The 19,587-nt window shown below is 40.8% G+C and carries 18 protein-coding genes and 2 pseudogenes; 12 read left to right on the forward strand and 8 right to left on the reverse strand.

What is annotated here, in order from left to right:
* Positions 1 to 150: 150 nt before the first annotated feature.
* The gene (locus L2735_RS11280; protein WP_248984810.1) at positions 151 to 462 is read right to left on the reverse strand and encodes a prephenate dehydrogenase; all 312 of its coding nucleotides are present in this window, start codon (positions 460 to 462) and stop codon (positions 151 to 153) included.
* A 49-nt stretch (positions 463 to 511) separates the two neighbouring features.
* Here L2735_RS11280 and L2735_RS11285 point away from each other — a divergent pair, with 49 nt between their 5' ends.
* A complete protein-coding gene (locus tag L2735_RS11285; protein ID WP_248984811.1) occupies positions 512 to 1,423 on the forward strand; it encodes a TraB/GumN family protein in 912 nt (303 codons plus the stop codon).
* 191 nt (positions 1,424 to 1,614) lie between these two features.
* The gene (locus L2735_RS11290; RefSeq protein WP_248984900.1) at positions 1,615 to 2,451 is read left to right on the forward strand and encodes a MaoC family dehydratase; all 837 of its coding nucleotides are present in this window, start codon (positions 1,615 to 1,617) and stop codon (positions 2,449 to 2,451) included.
* A 113-nt stretch (positions 2,452 to 2,564) separates the two neighbouring features.
* Here L2735_RS11290 and L2735_RS11295 read toward each other — a convergent pair whose 3' ends face one another.
* The gene (locus L2735_RS11295) at positions 2,565 to 4,190 is read right to left on the reverse strand and encodes a mechanosensitive ion channel family protein (protein ID WP_248984812.1); all 1,626 of its coding nucleotides are present in this window, start codon (positions 4,188 to 4,190) and stop codon (positions 2,565 to 2,567) included.
* Positions 4,191 to 4,296: 106 nt separating this feature from the next.
* Here L2735_RS11295 and L2735_RS11300 point away from each other — a divergent pair, with 106 nt between their 5' ends.
* Positions 4,297 to 4,608 carry a hypothetical protein gene (locus L2735_RS11300; RefSeq protein WP_248984813.1) on the forward strand — a complete coding sequence of 104 codons (312 nt, stop codon included), beginning with the start codon at positions 4,297 to 4,299 and terminating at the stop codon, positions 4,606 to 4,608.
* Between the two features lie 3 nt (positions 4,609 to 4,611).
* Here L2735_RS11300 and L2735_RS20005 read toward each other — a convergent pair whose 3' ends face one another.
* Entirely contained in the window at positions 4,612 to 4,737 is a 126-nt protein-coding gene (locus tag L2735_RS20005; protein ID WP_283104616.1) for a hypothetical protein, read from the reverse strand.
* A gap of 217 nt (positions 4,738 to 4,954) precedes the next feature.
* Between L2735_RS20005 and L2735_RS11305 the strand changes: the two genes are divergently transcribed.
* The 7 genes and pseudogenes from L2735_RS11305 (at position 4,955) to rraB (ending at position 9,947) form a co-directional block, all read left to right on the forward strand.
* A complete protein-coding gene (locus L2735_RS11305) occupies positions 4,955 to 5,245 on the forward strand; it encodes an ABC-type zinc uptake system zinc chaperone (RefSeq protein WP_248984814.1) in 291 nt (96 codons plus the stop codon).
* 104 nt (positions 5,246 to 5,349) lie between these two features.
* Entirely contained in the window at positions 5,350 to 6,618 is a 1,269-nt protein-coding gene (locus L2735_RS11310; RefSeq protein WP_248984815.1) for a hypothetical protein, read from the forward strand.
* Positions 6,602 to 7,510: a metal ABC transporter solute-binding protein, Zn/Mn family gene (locus tag L2735_RS11315; protein ID WP_428848308.1), complete on the forward strand. Its 909-nt coding sequence runs from the start codon at positions 6,602 to 6,604 to the stop codon at positions 7,508 to 7,510. The genes L2735_RS11310 and L2735_RS11315 overlap by 17 nt, the downstream gene beginning before the upstream one ends.
* Positions 7,511 to 7,513: 3 nt before the next feature.
* Positions 7,514 to 8,287 (forward strand): metal ABC transporter permease, encoded by a 774-nt coding sequence (locus L2735_RS11320; protein ID WP_248984816.1) that lies wholly within the window; start codon positions 7,514 to 7,516, stop codon positions 8,285 to 8,287.
* Positions 8,288 to 8,485: 198 nt separating this feature from the next.
* Positions 8,486 to 9,217: a 1-acylglycerol-3-phosphate O-acyltransferase gene (locus tag L2735_RS11325; RefSeq protein WP_248984817.1), complete on the forward strand. Its 732-nt coding sequence runs from the start codon at positions 8,486 to 8,488 to the stop codon at positions 9,215 to 9,217.
* A gap of 122 nt (positions 9,218 to 9,339) precedes the next feature.
* Positions 9,340 to 9,522 (forward strand): annotated as a pseudogene (locus L2735_RS20185) (hypothetical protein).
* 29 nt (positions 9,523 to 9,551) lie between these two features.
* The gene (gene rraB / locus L2735_RS11335) at positions 9,552 to 9,947 is read left to right on the forward strand and encodes a ribonuclease E inhibitor RraB (protein WP_248984818.1); all 396 of its coding nucleotides are present in this window, start codon (positions 9,552 to 9,554) and stop codon (positions 9,945 to 9,947) included.
* 94 nt (positions 9,948 to 10,041) lie between these two features.
* Here the strand turns inward: rraB and L2735_RS11340 are convergent, their stop codons facing one another.
* Together L2735_RS11340 and L2735_RS11345 are read right to left on the reverse strand one after the other, a co-directional pair.
* A complete protein-coding gene (locus L2735_RS11340; RefSeq protein WP_248984819.1) occupies positions 10,042 to 11,004 on the reverse strand; it encodes a GGDEF domain-containing protein in 963 nt (320 codons plus the stop codon).
* A 59-nt stretch (positions 11,005 to 11,063) separates the two neighbouring features.
* Positions 11,064 to 12,059 carry a response regulator gene (locus L2735_RS11345; RefSeq protein WP_248984820.1) on the reverse strand — a complete coding sequence of 332 codons (996 nt, stop codon included), beginning with the start codon at positions 12,057 to 12,059 and terminating at the stop codon, positions 11,064 to 11,066.
* 377 nt (positions 12,060 to 12,436) lie between these two features.
* On the opposite strand from L2735_RS11345, the gene L2735_RS11350 reads away from it, so the two are divergent.
* Positions 12,437 to 13,243: a crotonase/enoyl-CoA hydratase family protein gene (locus L2735_RS11350; RefSeq protein WP_248984821.1), complete on the forward strand. Its 807-nt coding sequence runs from the start codon at positions 12,437 to 12,439 to the stop codon at positions 13,241 to 13,243.
* 59 nt (positions 13,244 to 13,302) lie between these two features.
* Here L2735_RS11350 and L2735_RS11355 read toward each other — a convergent pair whose 3' ends face one another.
* On the reverse strand, positions 13,303 to 14,193 hold the full coding sequence (locus tag L2735_RS11355; protein WP_248984822.1) for a DUF3530 family protein: 891 nt from the start codon (positions 14,191 to 14,193) through the stop codon (positions 13,303 to 13,305).
* Positions 14,194 to 14,347: 154 nt separating this feature from the next.
* The gene (gene rapA, locus L2735_RS11360) at positions 14,348 to 17,254 is read right to left on the reverse strand and encodes an RNA polymerase-associated protein RapA (protein ID WP_248984823.1); all 2,907 of its coding nucleotides are present in this window, start codon (positions 17,252 to 17,254) and stop codon (positions 14,348 to 14,350) included.
* Positions 17,255 to 17,599: 345 nt separating this feature from the next.
* On the opposite strand from rapA, the gene L2735_RS11365 reads away from it, so the two are divergent.
* On the forward strand, positions 17,600 to 18,994 hold the full coding sequence (locus tag L2735_RS11365; RefSeq protein ID WP_248984824.1) for a PhoH family protein: 1,395 nt from the start codon (positions 17,600 to 17,602) through the stop codon (positions 18,992 to 18,994).
* A gap of 317 nt (positions 18,995 to 19,311) precedes the next feature.
* On the opposite strand, the pseudogene L2735_RS20190 reads toward L2735_RS11365, so the two are convergent.
* Positions 19,312 to 19,566, reverse strand: a pseudogene (locus L2735_RS20190) (hypothetical protein).
* Positions 19,567 to 19,587: the final 21 nt, after the last annotated feature.

A 19,587-nucleotide genomic window follows, 5' to 3' on the forward strand; every position in this document is an offset into this window, starting at 1 on the left:
ACCAACAATATTGCTCAAGATGTGTTTTTAAATAAACGTCGTGAAATGCGTATAAACCAATAAAATAAAACCCCCACTTTAAAAAAAGTGGGGGTTTGTCATTAATCTGAGCAGCCATTGGCTGCTTTTTTATTAGGTATTCGACAAGAATTACTTAGTATTCTGTTTGAATAAATGCAGTGTTTTTAGCAAGGCTGCAATTTTTTGAACATGGGCTTCAAGCGCTTCTGGTGGAATATGAGTATGGCTTTGTAATTCCTCTAACTCATTTGCAAGTTCCTGAACATAAGGCAGAAAACGGTTACTTTTTTGGGTAAATCCTTGTTCTTCAGTGAAGATTGCAACAAACTTACCATGGCCTGCTTGACGTAATTCGTCGAGTCTTTTATCGGCATCAATGGCTTGACGGTATCCTGTTTGCAAACTTTCTTTTAATTGCTTGATAACTTGGGTATACGGCATGATAGCCTCATTTACATCATAAAATTAAGTTAAATTATAAGGGGCTGGCATGGGACTAACAAGTCAAATACCGTTAAAAATCGCAATGATGCTACAGTTTTGCTTAAGAAAATTCACCACTATAGGGATTTTATCATTACTGCTAAGCTGCACCGCTTTTGCAGCAGAGTCTGATAAACCGCCATTCTTTAAAGCCAGCTACCAAGGTAAAGAAGTCTATTTATTAGGTTCAATTCATATCGGTAAAGCCGACTTTTATCCACTGCCACTGCAAATTGAACAAGCGTATGTTGCTTCCGATGCGCTAGTGATAGAAGCTGATGTGACAAAAGCCAATGTGCAACAACTGCTGCAACAATATGGTTTTGCTAAAGGGGGACAGCTGGATATTAATAGCCAATACCCAAAGTATTGTGGCCAGAATCAAACCATGTGTGATGGTTTAAAACCTTTGGCGACATGGCTTCAAGCTAATCAAATCGGTGTCGCCCGATTTGCCAGTTTAGGTTTTACTCCTGAAGCTGGTGTCGATGTCACTTTTATCGCCCGCGATCCTGCTAAACCCTTGCTAGAGCTTGAGAGCGTACAATTTCAGTTTGATCTCATTTCCTCGTTTTCAGATAAGACGCAGCAACAATTACTTGATGAAGCCATTAATGCCACTGATGACGACATGCTTAAGTTAGTATCTGCCTGGAGAACGGGGGATCATCAGGGAATAACCGATATTATGGAGCATCAAGCGGAAGATTCTGATGAATTGTTAGATAAATTACTTTGGCAGCGAAATCATATGATGACAAAGCGTATCGTTGAAATTTTGCAGCAATCAGATTATCAACAACTATTTGTCATCGTCGGAGCAGGGCATGTGGTAGGCCAACAAGCATTACCTGAGTTGTTACAGAACGCTGGTTTGAGTGTGGTCGATTGTTGGCAAACAGGATGTAGCGCTTATTAAACTTGGAATTTATTTCCTGATTGATGAGCAATTATAGGCATTTTTTGACTGATGTACTCAATCTCGATGTATAATAGCGCCATTATAAGATTTTATGACGCAGTGTTTAGCTTGGCTAAATACTGCGTTTTTCAGTTAATCAAGAAAAGGTAACTCATTTGAGTAACGACTACTCTATAGAATTAGCTTCGATGCCATCGTTGTTGTCTTTATATCGTAAGATATTATTGTCTCGTAAGCCCGGTTGGGATCAACAACCATTGCCACACGTAAAAGTGCAAGCAAAAGGGATTAAAGTTTCAGACAAAAAAATCAATCAGTATGCTGAAGTATGCGAGTTTGAATATGACGGCAAAGTAGTACCGCCGACCTTTCTGTACGTATTAGCGTTTAGACTACACGCGACAATATTTACCGATAAAGCAATTACTTTCCCATTGCTGGGGATGATCCACTTAAAGAACAGTATTAGTTTACACCGACCTATTTTTGCTGATGAAGTGTTTGATGTACAGTGCGAACTAACATCAAGCCAAACCACAGATGCAGGCCTTGAGTTTGAATTGGTATCAAAAATTTATGTTGGTGAAGAGTTAGTTTGGGAAGCATTATCTACTTACCTTTATCGCATTGAATCTAAAGGACGTCGTGCCAGACCACCACGGGCTTCAGATATGACGTGGGAAGATGTACAAACATGGGCATTACCTGAAGACTTAGGTCGAAAATACGCTAGAGCATCGGGTGATTATAACTTGATCCATTTACATCCTATCGTATCAAAACGTTTTGGTTTTGAACGTGTATTAGCCCATGGTATGTGGTCGAAAGCGCGCTCGTTAGCAGCATTAATGCAGTTTATTGGCGATCGTCCTTTTAAAGTTGATGTCGAGTTTAAGCTGCCAGTGTTTATGCCATCAGAAGTGACGTTTGCTTTTGAAAGTTTGGAAAATGGTAAACGCTTTGAAATGCGTGACATTAAAGGTCGCCGTCCACACTTATTAGGTAATATGACTTACCTAGATTAACTCTTAGAGTTTTGCAGTAATGCTTAACTGTTTATTAAATATAGAAAAGCCCGAGTGAATTCACTCGGGCTTTTTGTTGGAACAATCTATAAGTTCAATACTAGAATACTGAACTAGTCCGCTGCTTTCTCATGGTAAATATGCACATCGCGCTGCGGGAATGGAATGCTGACGCCTTGGGCGTCAAACTGCATTTTCACTTCGCGAGTAATATCCCAGTATACATCCCAATAGTCGAGAGGGGCTGCCCAAGGGCGAACAATAAAATCAACTGATGATTCACCTAAGGTGTGTAATTTGATCATAGGCTCGGGGAACTGTTTTACTTTTGGATGTGCCATTACGATATCCGTGAGAATCTTTTCTGCTTTAGGAATATCGTCGCCATACCCAATACCAAATGTCATATCAACGCGGCGCTCTTGCTCTACGGTAATATTGTTAATGGTGTCACCCCAAATTTTGTTATTTGGAACAATTAAACGTTGGTTATCTAGGGTTTTTACTGTGGTTGACACTAAGCTCATATGGCTTACACGACCAGTTACACCTGCAGCATTAATCAAATCACCGACATCATACGGACGGTAGACTAAGATCATCATGCCAGACGCAAAGTTAGATAAGGTGTCTTGTAATGCAAAACCAATAATTACACCCGCGATACCAAAACCTGCCAGTAAAGGGGCAAGCTCAAAACCAAGTTGTGACAACGCAATCAGTAAACCGAGTGCATAAATGACGTTACCAGAAATTGAGGTAAAGAAGTCCTGCAATAGCATGCTGAAATTTAACTTTGATGAGTTAACCGCCTTGCGAACGATTTTACGAACGAGTTTAGCGACGATGCTTGCTAAAAATAAAATAATTAAAAAGATGATGATTTTAAACGTAATGCCTGCACCATTTTCTAGTGCTTGATTTTTGGCAATATTCATCCATTCTTCGATTAAGCTAGAAGCAACATCAAAGTTCAATACATCCTGAGTGATGTCACCTGAAACACTGAATAAGGTCTGTTTAATTTGCGCGGTATCTTGCCCGAGTGATTCTAATAATTCTGCAGTTATGGCTAAGCTACTACTATGTTGAGACAAACGCTCTTTAAGTCCTGAAACATGGCTTTTTTGCTCACTTGTTATATCAGCACCAGCACTTGACGCTTCATTAACGGCCTCTTTTAACTGTATTTGAGTGTATACTACTAGACTTTCGAGGTAATCAGCTCTCTTTGTTAACTTTGCCGTTAACGCGGTTTCAGCATTGTCGACATTAATATTGAGTGTTCTTCCCCAATTAATGGTTTCTAATTCTGCCTGAAGGTAGTGATCTCTTTCCTCTTCTCTTTTGATGATATCTTGCATGCTCTGACTATCATCTTGACTGCCAAGAGTCTGTTTGATCGCTTTAATATCTTTATCTAAGTATTGCCCGACTTTATCTAGAAACACTAACTGCTTATTCACTTGAGGCACTAAATAAGCGACATCAGGTTCGGGCTGGTTAATGAGTAAGTCCAATTGCTCTCTTAGTACGTCCGTTTTATTGCGCACCCGGTATTCAGTAATACTTTTTAATTCACCTTTTGCTGTTGTTAAAAGGCCAACATCAGTGCCAATGGTACTTTGTAATTGTTGAATTTTATTGATTGTTTCTGCGGGAACTTCAGCAGCATAACTATCACCAGTAAAGCTAATGACACTGATTAAACAGCAAATAATAAACAGAACTCTTGGCATGGTAAAACTTCCTGTCAACATAGTAGAAATCTAATAATAAGTTATTGCGGGAAGTTTGACGATAATTTGCTAGACTTACGCACTTTTTATTTTTAGGTACACAGACATGGCCATATCTTGCGCCCACTGCCACAAGCCTTTATCACTGAGTAAAGTCACTGGTAGTCGAGGAAAAGGTTTCTCATCGCAAATTCAATGTTACCACTGTAAAGCGTGGCTAGGACGACATGCCAAGCTGACAATGCTGAAAGTAATAGGGTTTTATACGGCGGTCATTGCAGCTGTGGTGGGGTACTTTATAGAAGGCACTTCAAATATCGTTACCCCCACGATTTTATTATCACTAATACTCATGGGGGTTTCGCATATGATGGATCATCTCTTGGTTATGGAATTACCTGTAGATGAAGAGTCATAAAAATTAGTCAACAACTTGTACTTGGTTTTCTAATGCAGTTTCAACGTAATAAATACCGCCAAGTACAAAAACACCAATGATCACCATCGTTAAAATGATACCGATGTTATCCTTGATTAAATTCATCATAGTTATATCCTCTATTTAGGCTGTCTACGTTGCTATAATATGGTTAATATTTTAGCTTTTTCAGCTTAAGCTAATCTTAAAACAACCACTTGTCCAATGCCATATTTTAGTTCGGTAAGTCACAGAATTTGTTGAAAAGTGATTTGTAACATTCTTTGGGTTGCTTTTTTTTGAATTTTTTTTAAGATAGTCTCGATTTTTGTAGAAAGGGAAAATTTTGCCAAATTCAACGCGAACAACACAAACAATAGCGATCTGGCTTTCAGCCATGCTCGTGCTATTGTCGTTTGCGTCTGCCGCCCATGAATCAGTGCACCAGCATGAAGGTGTTAATACTGAATGTACCCTGTGCTTTCATCAGCACCAATTACAAAAAACGATAACTAGCACTGATGTTAAGTTGACGGTCATTCGTCAAACATTTGAATCTAGCTGTGAGCCGATTTTTCATTCATATATTACCCATCAAGTTGTTTATCATAGCCGCGCTCCTCCGTTTTTCTCCTAGTTCAATATTTATTATTAATAAATAAACCAACAATTTTTTATGGATAAATTTATTGATCGACCACATAGATAGTGGCCGATTACTTGTTGTATTTTGGAGAAAAAATGTCTTATTCAAACAAACGCCTTTCATTGGTTGCAGCTGCTTGCGCCCTCGCTTCTACTCACGTTTCAGCTGAAGACTCTAGTCTAACTAACCCTAACATCAGTGCAGTGCTTGATGGTTTTTACCAAACCGGCGACCGTGGATTAGGCGGCCGTAGTGAAGGCTTTGGTTTAGGCGAAACAGAACTTGCTATCAGTGCCAATATTGATGACATGTTCTACGGTAAAGTGACCGCTATTTTAGAGGTGCACGACGGTGAAACAGAAATTGGATTAGAAGAAGCGTTCATTCAAACAATGGACTTACCAGCGGGTTTAGGTATTCGTGCCGGTCGCTTTCTGTCTGACGTTGGTTACTTGAATAATCAGCATTTACACACGGACTCGTTTATTGACCGTCCTGGCGCATACCGCGCATTCATGGGGAACCATTATTTCGATGATGGTGTGCGTCTAACTTATGTCGCTCCGACTGACCTTTACTGGACTATGGGTGTTGAAGTCTTTAAAGGCGACAAAATGCGCGCGGCAGATATGTACGAAGAGCATGAAGAACATGAAGACCATGAACATGAAGAAGAGCATGAAGAACATGGACCTCGCGATTACGACACTGTAGGTGTGTATTCAGCTTTTACTAAATTTGGTGGTGATATTGGTATCTCAAGCTCTTGGCAGGTTGGCTTAAGCTACTTACACAATGCCAACGGTAAGGTAATGGTCGAAGAGGGAGAGCATGAAGATGAAGTTCATGTTGATGAAGAACATGATCATGAAGGCCACACTCATAGCGCATCTTATACCGGTGAAAATACTTATATCGCTGATTTTGTATATAAATGGGCGCCAGACGGTAATTATAAGTACCAGCATCTCACTATCAGTGGCGAATACTTTAGAGTGACTGATACTTTCGCATTTGAAGAAGGCGATCATGATCATGAAGAAGAGCATGAACATGAAGAGTCTCACGGCGATGATTTCTTTGAAGGTTGGTACTTAAGTGGTGTTTATCAGTTCTCTCCGCATTGGTCTGCAGGTGTTCGATATGGTGAAGTTGATACTTTTGAACTTCATGGTGATCATCTAGATGCGCAGAAATTAAAAGAAACTGAGCTTAGCCTAGCTTGGCATAGCAGTCACTTCTCTACTGTACGTCTACAATATACAAACCAGAAAGGCACCAACTTTGATGGTTTTGAAGACGATAACATCGTCTCACTTCAGTATGTTATGACATTAGGAGCTCACGGTGCGCATCAATTCTAAAAAACTCATTATGATGGGGGCACTGTGTAGTGCCTTTATCACTAGCGCGGCGAATGCCCAGTTAAATGTATTTGCTTGCGAGCCTGAATACGCAGCATTAGCGCAAGAGATTGCGCCAGAAGCTAAAATTTACTCGGCGACAAGTGCATTGCAAGATCCGCATTTAGTGCAAGCAAGACCAAGTTTGATCGCTAAAATGCGCCAAGCAGACCTTGTTGTCTGTGCTGGTGCTGATTTAGAAATCGGCTGGCTGCCAATGCTACAAATGAAGGCATCTAACAATAAAGTGCGTTCTACCGATAAAGGCCTATTCTATGCGGCTGAACATATCGAGACCTTAGACCAACTTGAACAGGTTGATCGTTCTATGGGGGATGTTCACGCAAAGGGTAACCCGCATCTGCACTTTGACCCTCGCAAATTGCTAAAGGTGGCCAGTGCATTGTCAGAAAAAATGACGGCATTAGACCCAGAAGGTGCTGCAGGTTATCAGGCACAACTCGCTGATTTTAGTGAGCGATGGCAGCAAGCTATTCCTAAGTGGGAAGAGCAAGCGGCGGGTTTGAAAGGTAAAAAGGTCATTGCTTACCATTCAAGCTTTCGTTACTTGTTTAACTGGTTAAGTATAGAGCAAGTTGCCGACTTAGAGCCTAAGCCTGGTATCCCGCCAAGCAGTAGCCATTTAGCCAAGCTTGTAAGTCGCAGCCAAGAAGGTGACGTGATGGCGATCTTAGTCACGTCTTACCAAGATGAACGCGGTGCTAACTGGCTTGGTGAACGCACAGAGTTACCAGTATTAGTTTTGCCAATGTCTGTTGGTGGTAATAGTGATAGTAAAGATTTATTCAGCCTTTATGATAGCGTACTGACGTTATTAACCAATGTGGAATAGCCTATGCTAGATCTTGATCTGTTACCCATCTTGTTACCTGCTTTTGTGGCCGGTTTACTCGTACTATCAACGCATGTGCTGCTGGGGCGTCAAGTTCTGAAACGTGGGATTATCTTTATCGATTTAGCCATTGCGCAGGTTGCTGCGCTTGGTGCAATTGTCGCACACATGGATCATCACATTGAGGAATTACCTTTTTCACATGTGTGGATGCCTGCGATTTTTGCACTGGCAGGAGCAGGATTGATCGCTTGGTTATCGAAACATTTTGCCGACGAACTTGAGGCTATCATTGGTTGTTTTTACGTACTCAGTGCAGTGACGGCTATGCTGTTATTGTCTAACGATCCACATGGCGCTGAGTTATTAAAGCAATTAATGTCAGGACAGATCCTTTGGGTTAATTGGTCGCAACTTATACTTCCTGCTGTTGTGTCAGTGGCAATCTTGGTGCTTGTAGCGTTGAAGCCGCAAGTGCTAGAAGGGGCAAGTTTCTACTTCTTGTTTGCTATTGTGATTACTTTATCTGTTGAGCTAGTCGGGGTTTACTTGGTGTTTAGCACCTTGATATTACCTGCACTGGCGCTAAACAAGTATCAAGGTAAGGGCTTACTCCCACTTGCTTATGTGGTTGGATTTGTTGGTTACCTAGCAGGGCTTATACTCTCAGCCAGTTACGATTTACCTAGTGGCGCTGCGATTGTTGCGGCCCTTGCAGTCAGTGCGATTGCGATGCGAGTCATGTTGTCAATGAAAGCAACGCAGCAGATGAGCTAACCTCACTTTTAAGTGTTACGTCAACTCTCCAGTGATACTGCAGAATTAATGATGCGTTAATGTTTAACGCATCATTAATTCATTTTAGCTAGTGTATAATCATTTAAGCTTACAATTGTAAACTGAAACTAAACAAACCATTGAGTCCAGCATCAGTGCTGGCTATACTGTCGCCACTTTCTTCGCAGGAGTCTGCTTGTGCTGTTAATTGCTCGTTCAATTATTCTTGCAGTGTTATTAACACTGGCGTTTTTTTTCGCAATAATTCTTTGTCTTGTTAGACCAATGCATCGCGACAATGTCCATGTTATCGCACGTATTTTTTCATCAGTTGCGCCAATTCTTGGTATTAAAGTGATCACCCGTCATGCCACTGAAGAAAACCCAAAAGAACCAAAAATTTATTTAGCAAATCATCAAAATAACTTTGATTTGTTTACCCATACTTCCGCTGTGCCTAAGGCTACAGTGAGCCTTGGTAAGAAAAGCTTGGCGTGGATGCCGTTATTTGGACAAATTTATTGGTTATCAGGCAATATTCTGATTGACCGTAAAAACCGCCATAGTGCTTTTGATACCATGGCAAAAACCGTTGAGAAGATGAAAAACAAGTTACTTTCAGTGTGGATTTTCCCAGAAGGTACTCGCTCTCGTGGCCGTGGTTTATTACCTTTTAAGGTTGGCGCTTTTCATACTGCTGTAGCAGCAAAAGCGTCGATTGTGCCTGTACTGGCTTCTTGTCAAAATCATATTAAATTAAACCGCTGGAATAATGGTGTGGTGATTGTGGAGATGATGGCGCCGATGTCGACAGCTAATGTTGATAAAGCAGATGTCAAAAAGCTTTGCGCTAAGGTGCATGATGCGATGTCAGCGCGTTTAGCTGAACTAAATCAAGAAGCATCGGCATTAATGGCTAAACCTCAGTAGATTTATCACGTATAATTAGGGCCTGTTAATCTTTGCTGGTTAAGTTTTGTTCGAAGTAAAAACGTTTTAATTGAGGCGGATGGATTGATGCCTAGTCATCTAAGCACTTCTTATTTAAAAAGATGCATCCAACAAAGAATAAAACGCTTTTAGTCGAACCCTTTGGGCAGCGTCTGTTGGCGATTTTTACTGCGTTATCGACTTTTTATGTAGAATAACTACACCACAAAGTCTCTGCCTTGTATAAATGGCCAACAACTCGCTGCAAAAACAACCTTGAAAGATCAACAGGCCCTAGCGATTAGCCGCATAATTTTGTTAACGGAGTTACTCCATGTCTATTGAAGGTCTACTAAAAGAGCAGTTTGCTGAAAACCGTGAAATTATCCAAGCATTATTAGATGATGGTTCGCAAGCCGATGCTGAATATACAATCGAGCATCACTTTTCTTCGACTAATTTTGATCGTTTAGAAAAAGCGGCTGTTGATGCATTTAAACTTGGTTTTGAAGTGAATGATGCTGAAGAAATGGAGCTGGAAGATGGCTCAACCATTTTCTGTTTTGATGCCATTGCCAATCATGCACTTGAAGCTGACTTGCTTGATAAAGCTTGTGAGCAATTAATGATTCTAGCCCAAAAGCAAAAAGTGGATTATGACGGTTGGGGGACTTTCTTTGTCGGTGACGAAGAAGACCTTGATGAAGAACAAGATGAAGATGAGTTTTAATTAACTGCATATTCATTATTGAATTCCGATTAAAAAGCCCACTCAAATGAGTGGTTTTTTTATTTTGATTTGTCTTGTCCTGAAATGTATTTCACTATTCTTCTGAGTAAACCGAAGTTTGATTACGACCATTTTCCTTTGAAAGGTATAAGGCTTTATCAGCACCAGCTAACCAACTAGCGCTGTTTTTAGTCTCTTTAGATAAGGCATTGACCCCTATACTAATCGTCACCTTAATTATTTGATTCTTATAAACCACTTGAGAAGCTTCGATTTTCTTACGTAAGCGTTCAGTAAAGTATTTTGATTCGTCTGCATTGGTATTGGTCAAGACAACCGCAAACTCTTCACCACCGTAGCGTCCGGCAAAGTCAGTTTCACGTAATGATTGCTTTAAGATGTGGGCGATACTTTGAATCACTTTATCACCTGCTGGATGACCATATTTATCGTTAACTTGTTTAAAGTTATCGATATCAATCATGATCATGCTGCCGTTTTCACCGTAACGCGCAAAGCGCTCATACTCTTTCTCGAAGCACTCTTGCCAGTGGCGACGGTTATAGAGCTGAGTCAGGCTATCGGTTTGGCTAAGCTTTTCTAATTGCTCATTCGCGGCTTTAAGTTGAAGTTTGTTGATCGCAACATCTGTGACGTCATAAACAATAATGCTGATATGTGTAATATTACCAGTGAGCGAAGCAAGTGGCAGCAAAGTAATGTTTTGGTACATGTGATCTGCTCGGCCAGTGATTGGGCGATAGTTTTTAAACTCGAACACATTGGGGCGTTGTTCCCAGCTAATAAAAGATCGGTTTTTGAGTAAGAAAACCGACTCCATTTTTTGGGTGAGCCACTCATTGGGTAGATCTGGAAAGGTTTCAAACAGGTTTTTACCCTTAATGGCGTTAGGCGACACACCACTGTGGTTTTCCATGAATCCGTTCCATAGTTGGATGTTGTAATTACGATCTAATACGACCAGCCCAACTTCTATGGTTTGCACCATATCAATCAGCCAGTGAAGTTCGTTCATTGCATTTTGATCAGTAGACATGAGTAACATCCAACTTTTTTATTATTTTAATTATTGCGAATTTTCGCTAATTCGGTTGATTAATCGAGTAAGTAACCCAGCTTAAAGTTAAGCGTTGGTATTGAATCTTCAGTAAACAGCAGCAATAAATCACACTGGACATTGTGGTTCTCAATTTGGTAATTGATTTCCATTGCTAAAGTACGCTGCCATTTCTCAGAGTTATCATGAATGAGTTCATTAACTGTGCAGTGTCGCCCTAAAACCACAGGGTGTCCTTGGCTAAACTTCATGTCTAGCTGCTCAGAAATACCATTAAGAAACGCGCCGATAAGTACATTACCGGTGTCGATTAACACTTCAATTTCATTGTTAGCATCTTTGGGGTTTTTATGGCCCATTAGTTTTGCCATATCTTCAAAGCTTGAATCATGGAATAACAGTAATGCTTCGCCTGCCACCCCAGCGCCAATGAACCCTTGGCATAACGCTGAAACTTTAGAGCTTTCTTCAGTGGCTTTTAACGCCATAGTGAGCTCACTCACTTCGAGGACGTTTACATTTGGGATAGGTAGCATGACAAACACATCGAGTAGTGTCGCTAGAAGATCAGCTGCGCGCCCCATGGCAACGTTAGCGATTTCTTGGCAAGCATCACGTAAGTCTACTTCAAACATCGGCGTGTCATCGCCAGCGTCTTTAAGAGCTAAGGTGAGGATGCCGTATTCTTCGAGGATATTACTGATGGATTCTGCGCTAACGGGTTTTTGAATAAAATCTAAAGCCCCTAACGCTTTAACTCTTTCATGAGCCTTGATTTGAATATCGCCAGACACGACGATAACCAAAGCAGGTAAATCTTCTTTTTGAATCGCTTCTAATACTTCATAACCATCCATAACGGGCATATTTAAGTCGAGAAATACTATCTCGCCTTTACCTGCACGAATAACCTCAAGCCCCTCAGCGCCATTAGTGGCATAACTGATGTCAACATCCCATTCCTTGGGTAAGGTTCGCGCCATTTGCTTTCTGGCTAATCCTGAGTCATCGCATATCAATATAGGAATAGTCATAGAAACAAATGATCCTTTTAAAGGGTTATTATTATTATTTAGTGTAGTCGAAAAAATTGTTAATAAAGCATATTTCATTAAGCAACAGTGAGTTAGCTGTTGGAATGACAACTTTCGTATATCCTACATTTAATACACAATATTTTACAACTTATTACTGATAATTAGCAGTGAAAATCGACAAAAAATTGGCGTTTATCGCCATGCTGTATCTTTTATGACGGTTTATCATGCTCTTGTGGATACAGGTGTTTACTGCTGGTGTTTTTTATGGGTTTATTTAGTTAATTGTTTTGCGCTGTTGCTTTGGTTAACTATTCGCCAAATTGTAGATTTATGTTAACTTGCAATCTGGACTGACCAGTAAAGGATGAATCATGGATAACAAGCTTATTGAGTTAACGATAGAAAATGGCATTGCTCATGTCATGCTCAATAGACCTGATAAATACAATGCATTAAATATCGAACTATTTCAGGCGATTGATAAAACCATCAACAAACTACATAAAAACAAATCTGTTCGGGTGGTTATTTTATCGGGTGCTGAAGGTAATTTTAGTTCTGGTCTGGATGTTAAAAGTGTCTCTAAATCAATCATGCCTGCTTTGAAGTTATTATTTAAATGGCTGCCGGGTAATGCAAACCTTGCTCAAAGAGTATCGCTAGGGTGGCAGCGTTTACCTATTCCCGTTATCGCGGTTATCGAAGGTTTTTGTTATGGCGGCGGGGTGCAAATTGCTCTCGGGGCAGATTTTAGATTTGCTAGCCAGAATGCACAGCTATCTATAATGGAGTCTAAATGGGGACTACTACCTGATATGGCAGGGCTGGCTGGTTTAAGACAAATTATGCCAAAAGATAAAGCGCTGCAGCTAACGTATACTGCAGATATTATCACTGCAGAAAAAGCCTTAGAATTTGGTTTAGTGACTGAAGTGTATGACGATCCGCATCAACAAGCGCAGTTATTTGCCGAAAAACTCATGCTACGCTCGCCTGATACCAATGCAGCAGTAAAACTAAGTATTAATAACAATTGGTCTGGCACTCTTCGTAGTTTATTGCGCCGTGAATCTTTAAGTCAAATCCGTTTATTGGTCGGTAAGAATCGAAGTATTGCGGGGCATAGAGAAATCAAAAAGTCTGAAAAGCCTTATCAAGACCGTCAATCTGGTTGGTAATATTTTGATTTGATAGGTTTTGATTCGATAGCTTTTGAGAATAGTGAAAGTTGGCCGTACTAGCGGCCAACGATTTTACGGGCAAAGCCTTCAATATGTTTTAAGGCTTCCTCCCAACCACCTTGATGATTAAGATCTAATTGCAATACGTATTGACGATAGTGATGGCTCGACTTAATTCGGTTTTGTTGTTTGCGCATTTCAGCTTCTGAGACGGACACTCGGTTAGCATTGGCTGACTGTAAATCTAAAATGGGAATATCAAGCTCTTTTAACTGCATCGCAATAGACAAGTCACGATTTTGCTCATCGACTAACTGCTCAAATTCACGGTATGGATTTATCACAACTAACAAATCTGGTTTGGCTAATTTGTCTTGGTGCAGCAAGTTAACCACCATTCCTACACTGTCATCTGCAGCGATAATAATTCGTTTCCCAGGATATTGAGCTCCGATGCCATCAAGTTGCGCTAAGCATTCATTCATGACATTTTGCTGAAAATTCCTGAGCTCTAATAATTGACTAGAGCTGTATTTAGGCGTTACTTGATGGGGATCTAATTCAATTTGTTTTTCACCGGCTTTGGCAACTTGATCCGCAGAGGTGGAAAAGTTAGGGCGATATAAACCTTCGGTAGGTTTTAAACTGATTGTTGCCCAGCCTTTTGATGGCACTTCTTGGCGTAAATAACGAATAAAGCCTCGGCCACTGGCATGGGTATCAGTAGGACCAATCAACACCACTGCGCCTCGCTGCTTTTTACCTTCCCAAGGTTTAACCAATACTTCGACAGGTTTATCCTGAACTATGATTTGTTGTTTTTCATTATCACTAACAGGGGTAAATACGCTTTCAGATAGTAAGCTGGCACTGAATAGGTTGGCGTATAAATAGTTTGCGCTGTATGCATTGAATGAGAATAAGCTTAATGAAAACACTAGGCTCATTAGCACCGTTAAGCCTTTTAAATAGCTGGAGCAGAGTTGAGGCAATTGGGTTATTTTCATCGTGATAGCTTATGGTTAAACCTGTAGTTCCAATACAAAAAAGCCCTGTACTGCATATAGAAGTTCAGGGCTTTTACTTCGTGTTAGCAGTGTATTATACGTGGCTAACTAATACCATTCTAATAGCATCTAACTGATATTGACTGTCATCAATATAGCCGTTGAGCTCAGCCATTTGATTGCGAATGTAGTCTAACTCTGAATCACGAATGTTAGGATTAACTGCTTTAAGTGCTTCTAAACGGGTTAACTCGCTGTTCAGTTGCTGCGTCATTTTCTCACGTGCTTGCTCGACTAATCCGGCTAACGCGATTTCTGCTTGCTCTTCACCTTTAGCGAGTAACGGATGCAAGATTGGTTGCGATGCATTAACAAGTTTACTGGCAATGTGACGGTTTACTGCACTGAGTTGTTTATCAAAGCTTGCATAGTCAACTTTGTCGGCTAAGTTTAAGCCGTTTTTGTCTAACAACACACGAATCGGTGTTGGCGGCATGTAACGGTATAGCTGTGATGACTTAGGCGCAGTGACATCTGCCATATAAATTAACTCTAAGAACAAGGTACCTGCTGGCAGGGCTTTGTTTTTAAGCACAGCAACACTAGTAGTACCTGTTTCAGAGTCTGTAATTAAATCTAATGCGGTTTGTACCAGTGGGTGTTCTTGTGAAATGAACGCAATATCATCACGTGAAAGTGCAGTCTCACGATCGAATGTCACTGATACGCCATCTTCAGGCAAACCTGGATAAGATGGGAACAACATATGTTCGCTTGGACGCAATACGATTGAGTTCTCACCGCGATCTTCTTGATCGACACCTATGATGTCCCATAGACGGATCACTGAACCGATTAAATGGGTATCAGAATCTCGCTCAGCTAAACGTTCTACCAGTTTCTTAGACTGCTCGCCGCCATGAGAGTTGATTTCTAATAACTTATCACGGCCTTGTTCCATCGCTTGTTTAAGCTCTTGGTAACGGCTTTGGGTGTGATTAAGTAATTGTGTCATTAACTCTGGGTCGGCATCATTGAGAACAGCTGTTAATTCATCAGCAAACTCAGAATAAAGCACATGACCACTTGGGCAAGTTAGCTCGAATGAATTAAGGCCTTGATGGTACCAATTCATTAAGCGCTCTTGCGCGGTATCTTGAAGGTACGGCAAGTGAATTTGGATATCATTTTGCTGACCGATACGATCTAAGCGACCGATACGTTGCTCAAGTAAGTCTGGGTTTAACGGCAAATCGAACAATACCAAGTGACTGGCGAATTGGAAGTTACGACCTTCCGAACCGATTTCAGAACAAATCAGTGCTTGTGCACCGCCTTCTTCTTGAGCGAAGTAAGCACCAGCTTTATCACGTTCTATAATCGACATGCCTTCGTGGAATACTGTGGCTTGAATGCCTTCACGAGTGCGCAAAGCTTCTTCAAGGCTCAATGCAGTTTCTGCTTGGCTGGCAATAATCAGTACTTTCTTACTGCGATGTTCTTTTAAGAAATCAATTAACCAATCTACGCGAGGATCAAACTTCCACCAACTGGCACTGTCGGTTTCAAACGCTTGATAGAGCTTCTCGGGGCTCAGCGACTGCTTAGCTTGATCTTGCGGCGATTTTTTAGACCCCATCATGGCATTAACGCGCTCAGCAGTAATGTACTCCTGCGGCATCGCTAATGGGTGTGGATTAAAGAATCTTTGTGGGAAACCACTAACAGATGCGCGGCTGTTGCGGTACAAAATACGGCCAGTACCGTGACGGTCGAGTAATTCTTGTAATAGCTCTTCACGAGCGACTTGTTTTACGTCATCAGCAACATCTTCAGCTTGAATGACATTAATGCTAGGCATAATGTCTTTTTCGCTAAGCAGCTCGGTTAAGCTGTTAATGGCGCTATCAGCTAGCTGAGTGTTAGCAGTCAGTGCTTCAGCGGCTTCAGCCACACTTTGGTAGCTTTTTTCTTCTTCAAGAAATGCTTCGTAATCATAGAAACGATCAGGGTCAAGCAGACGAAGGCGCGCAAAGTGACTTTGGTGACCAAGTTGATCTGGGGTTGCGGTTAACAGCAATACGCCCGGCACTTCTTCACTTAACGCTTCAACAATTTGGTAAGCGCGACTTGGGGCTGTTTCGCTCCACTCTAAATGATGGGCTTCATCGACCACCATTAAGTCCCAATCAGCATCGATAGCTTGTTCTAAACGACGTTTTTTACGTAATAGCTCAAGCGAACAAATGACTAATTGTTCAGTGTAAAACGGGTTGTCGTTATCGGCGTAGGCTTCAACACAGCGGTCTTCATCAAAGATTGAAAACTTTAAGTTAAAGCGGCGTAGCATTTCGACCAACCATTGATGGCGTAAGGTGTCAGGCACAATCACTAAAATACGCTCAGCACGGCCAGTCAGTAGTTGTTGATGAATAATCAAACCGGCTTCAATGGTTTTACCCAAACCTACTTCATCTGCCAGTAAAACGCGTGGCGCGTAACGGCGACCCACTTCATGGGCGATCCACTGTTGATGTGGAATTAATCCAACACGAGGACCTTGCTGACCCAGTAAATCAGAGGTGGCTAATTTGTGGCGTAATAGCTGGCTTTGGTAACGAATACCAAAACGCTCTAAACGGTCAATTTGACCTGCGAATAAGCGATCTTGAGGCTTATTAAAACGAATATTGTGGTTCAATAAGGTTTCACGTAAACGAACGCCTTCATTCGTTTCACTGTGAGTGCCGATATAGGTCACTAAACCATCTTTTTCTTCGACTTCATTGACGGTAAGTTTCCAGCCTTCATGGCTTTCAATCGAGTCACCTGGATTAAAAATAACACGAGTTAATGGGGCTTCGTCGCGAGAAAACAGACGGTTTTCATCGGCGGCAGCAAACAGTACAGTTACCATGCGTCCTTCGACGGCGACAACAGTACCTAAACCTAGTTCTGACTCGGTATCACTAATCCAGCGTTGACCTAAAGCAAACGGCATTTTTTACTCTCATTGGGGACTGATTAAAACAAAGGGCGCGTATGTTATAACAAACGCTACTAGATTTAAATTCTAGCAGCGATTTAAATATTCATGATGGTCAATTTTATATAACAGTACCTGAATTTGACACAGTTCTGTCATCTCAATGACACCTTTATTCCTCTAAACTGACTCAGTAAACATCCGATTAACTATTGAGAACGAGTAAGTTTACTGGCATAGTTTGATTGTGCGTTTATAGAAAGTATCTGCCATAGTAAATTTATTATATTTTTAATATCAGGAGTTTAAATTAGATTAATCCCTTAGTTACCCATTTGCATTGAGCACTCTGGAGGCGCCATGGAACATAACGACAGAAAGTTGTTTGTACTGGATACCAATGTGTTACTGCATGAACCTTTAGCGATATATTCGTTTAAAGAACATGACGTAATCATCCCAATGACAGTGTTAGAAGAGTTAGATAATATTAAGGACAGAAAGCACGACATTAGTCGTGATGCAAGAGTCGCCATTAGAGCATTAGAAGATATCCTTGGAGGTAAAACCTCACCAGAACAAATCCTTAACGGTGTATCACTCCCAACTCGCGAAGGCCATTTAGACGCTTCAGGCCGCTTATCCATTTTTCCTGACCATCAAATCGATTTTACTGCAGGCGATCTGCCCGGTGATAACAACGATAACCGCATCATTAATACTGCACTTCATCTACAAAAGTTACATGATCCAAGACAAGTCGTATTGGTGACTAAAGACATCAATATGCGCCTTAAAGCAAAAGGTGCAGGTATTGAGCGAGTTGAAGATTATCGAACCGATCAATTAATTGATGATATTCGCTTTTTAGCGAAAGGGTTTTATCAATTTGAAGGGGACTTTTGGGGTAACGTCGATAAAGTGTCAACCGACAGAGTGGGCGGCAAAACAGTCCATCAAGTGAATATTGAAGAAGTGGGTAACGAGCCATTTTATAAAAACCAATATCTTATTGATGAAGCAACTGAGTTTTGCGGCAAAGTGGCCAGTCGAACCGATTCACATTTAAATATTATTGATTACGGCCGCGATAGACTTGAGCACTTGCAAGCTTGGGGGATTAAACCAAAAAATATTTATCAAGGCATGGCGCTAAATGCTTTGTTAGACCCTGACATTGATTTAGTGATCCTGACAGGCCCCGCTGGTTGCGGTAAAACCTTAATCGCCATGGCTGCAGCACTTGAGCTAGTGGTTGAGCAAAAGCAGTATGAGAAAGTCATCGTGACTCGTAACACTCCTGAAATTGCAGAGTCTATTGGCTTTTTACCCGGGACAGAAGAAGAGAAAATGGCGCCTTGGCTAGCTGCGATTACCGATACCCTAGAGGTGTTGCATAAAAATGATGTTAACCCTACTGGCAGCATGAATTACATCATGGAAAAGGCCAATGTGCAGTTTAAGTCGATAAACTTTATGCGCGGCCGTTCAATTCAAAATTCAGTGGTAATTTTGGATGAATGTCAGAACTTAACGGCGTCACAAATAAAAACCATGATTACTCGTATGGGTGAGGGGACTAAGTTAGTGTGTTGCGGCAATTTGTCTCAAATAGACTCGACTTATCTTACTGCGGTGACTTCGGGGTTAACCTATATTGTGGAGCGATTTAAGGACTTTGAAGGTAGCGCCAATATTTACCTTAATGGTGTAGTGCGCTCTCGTTTAGCTGAGTTTGCAGAAGAGCATTTGTAACCGTACTAACTTTAGCGGTTATCTTATCAGTAGCATTATCGTTTAAAAATGATAGTGCTACTGGTAACGAGATTAACTTTTATAATTTATTAAATGTTAAATAAAATCAAGTTGATACAGTTAAATTTGTGGCGGGGTGAGTTGTTTTTATCTAAACAGTGTTTAATTGAAGAGGCCAAGTCAGCTCCGATTTTTAAAGATGCTTTCATCTTTTTAATAGGTATTTTTTGTGAAAAAAACCTGCTAAACATGATCTGATAAATCTACTAGTATTGATTAATGCGGCTAATATGAGAGTACATTAATTTTTAAAGACTTTACTCGTTAATGCTGTATTTTTCCGCAATAAAGTAGATGATATTAGGGCGTGTTGATCTTTCAAGGTTGTTTTTGCAGCGAATTGTTGGCCATTTATACAAGGCAGAGACTTTGTGGTGTAGTTATTCTACATAAAAAGTCGATAACGCAGTAAAAATCGCCAACAAACGCTGCCCAAAGGGTTCGACTAAAAGCGTTATACTCTTTGTTGGATGAATCTTTTTAAATAAAGAAGTGCTTAGATGACTAGGCATCAATTCATCCGCCTCAATTAA

Origin of the sequence: Shewanella olleyana (assembly GCF_023283825.1) — a bacterium.
GTDB lineage: Bacteria > Pseudomonadota > Gammaproteobacteria > Enterobacterales > Shewanellaceae > Shewanella > Shewanella olleyana.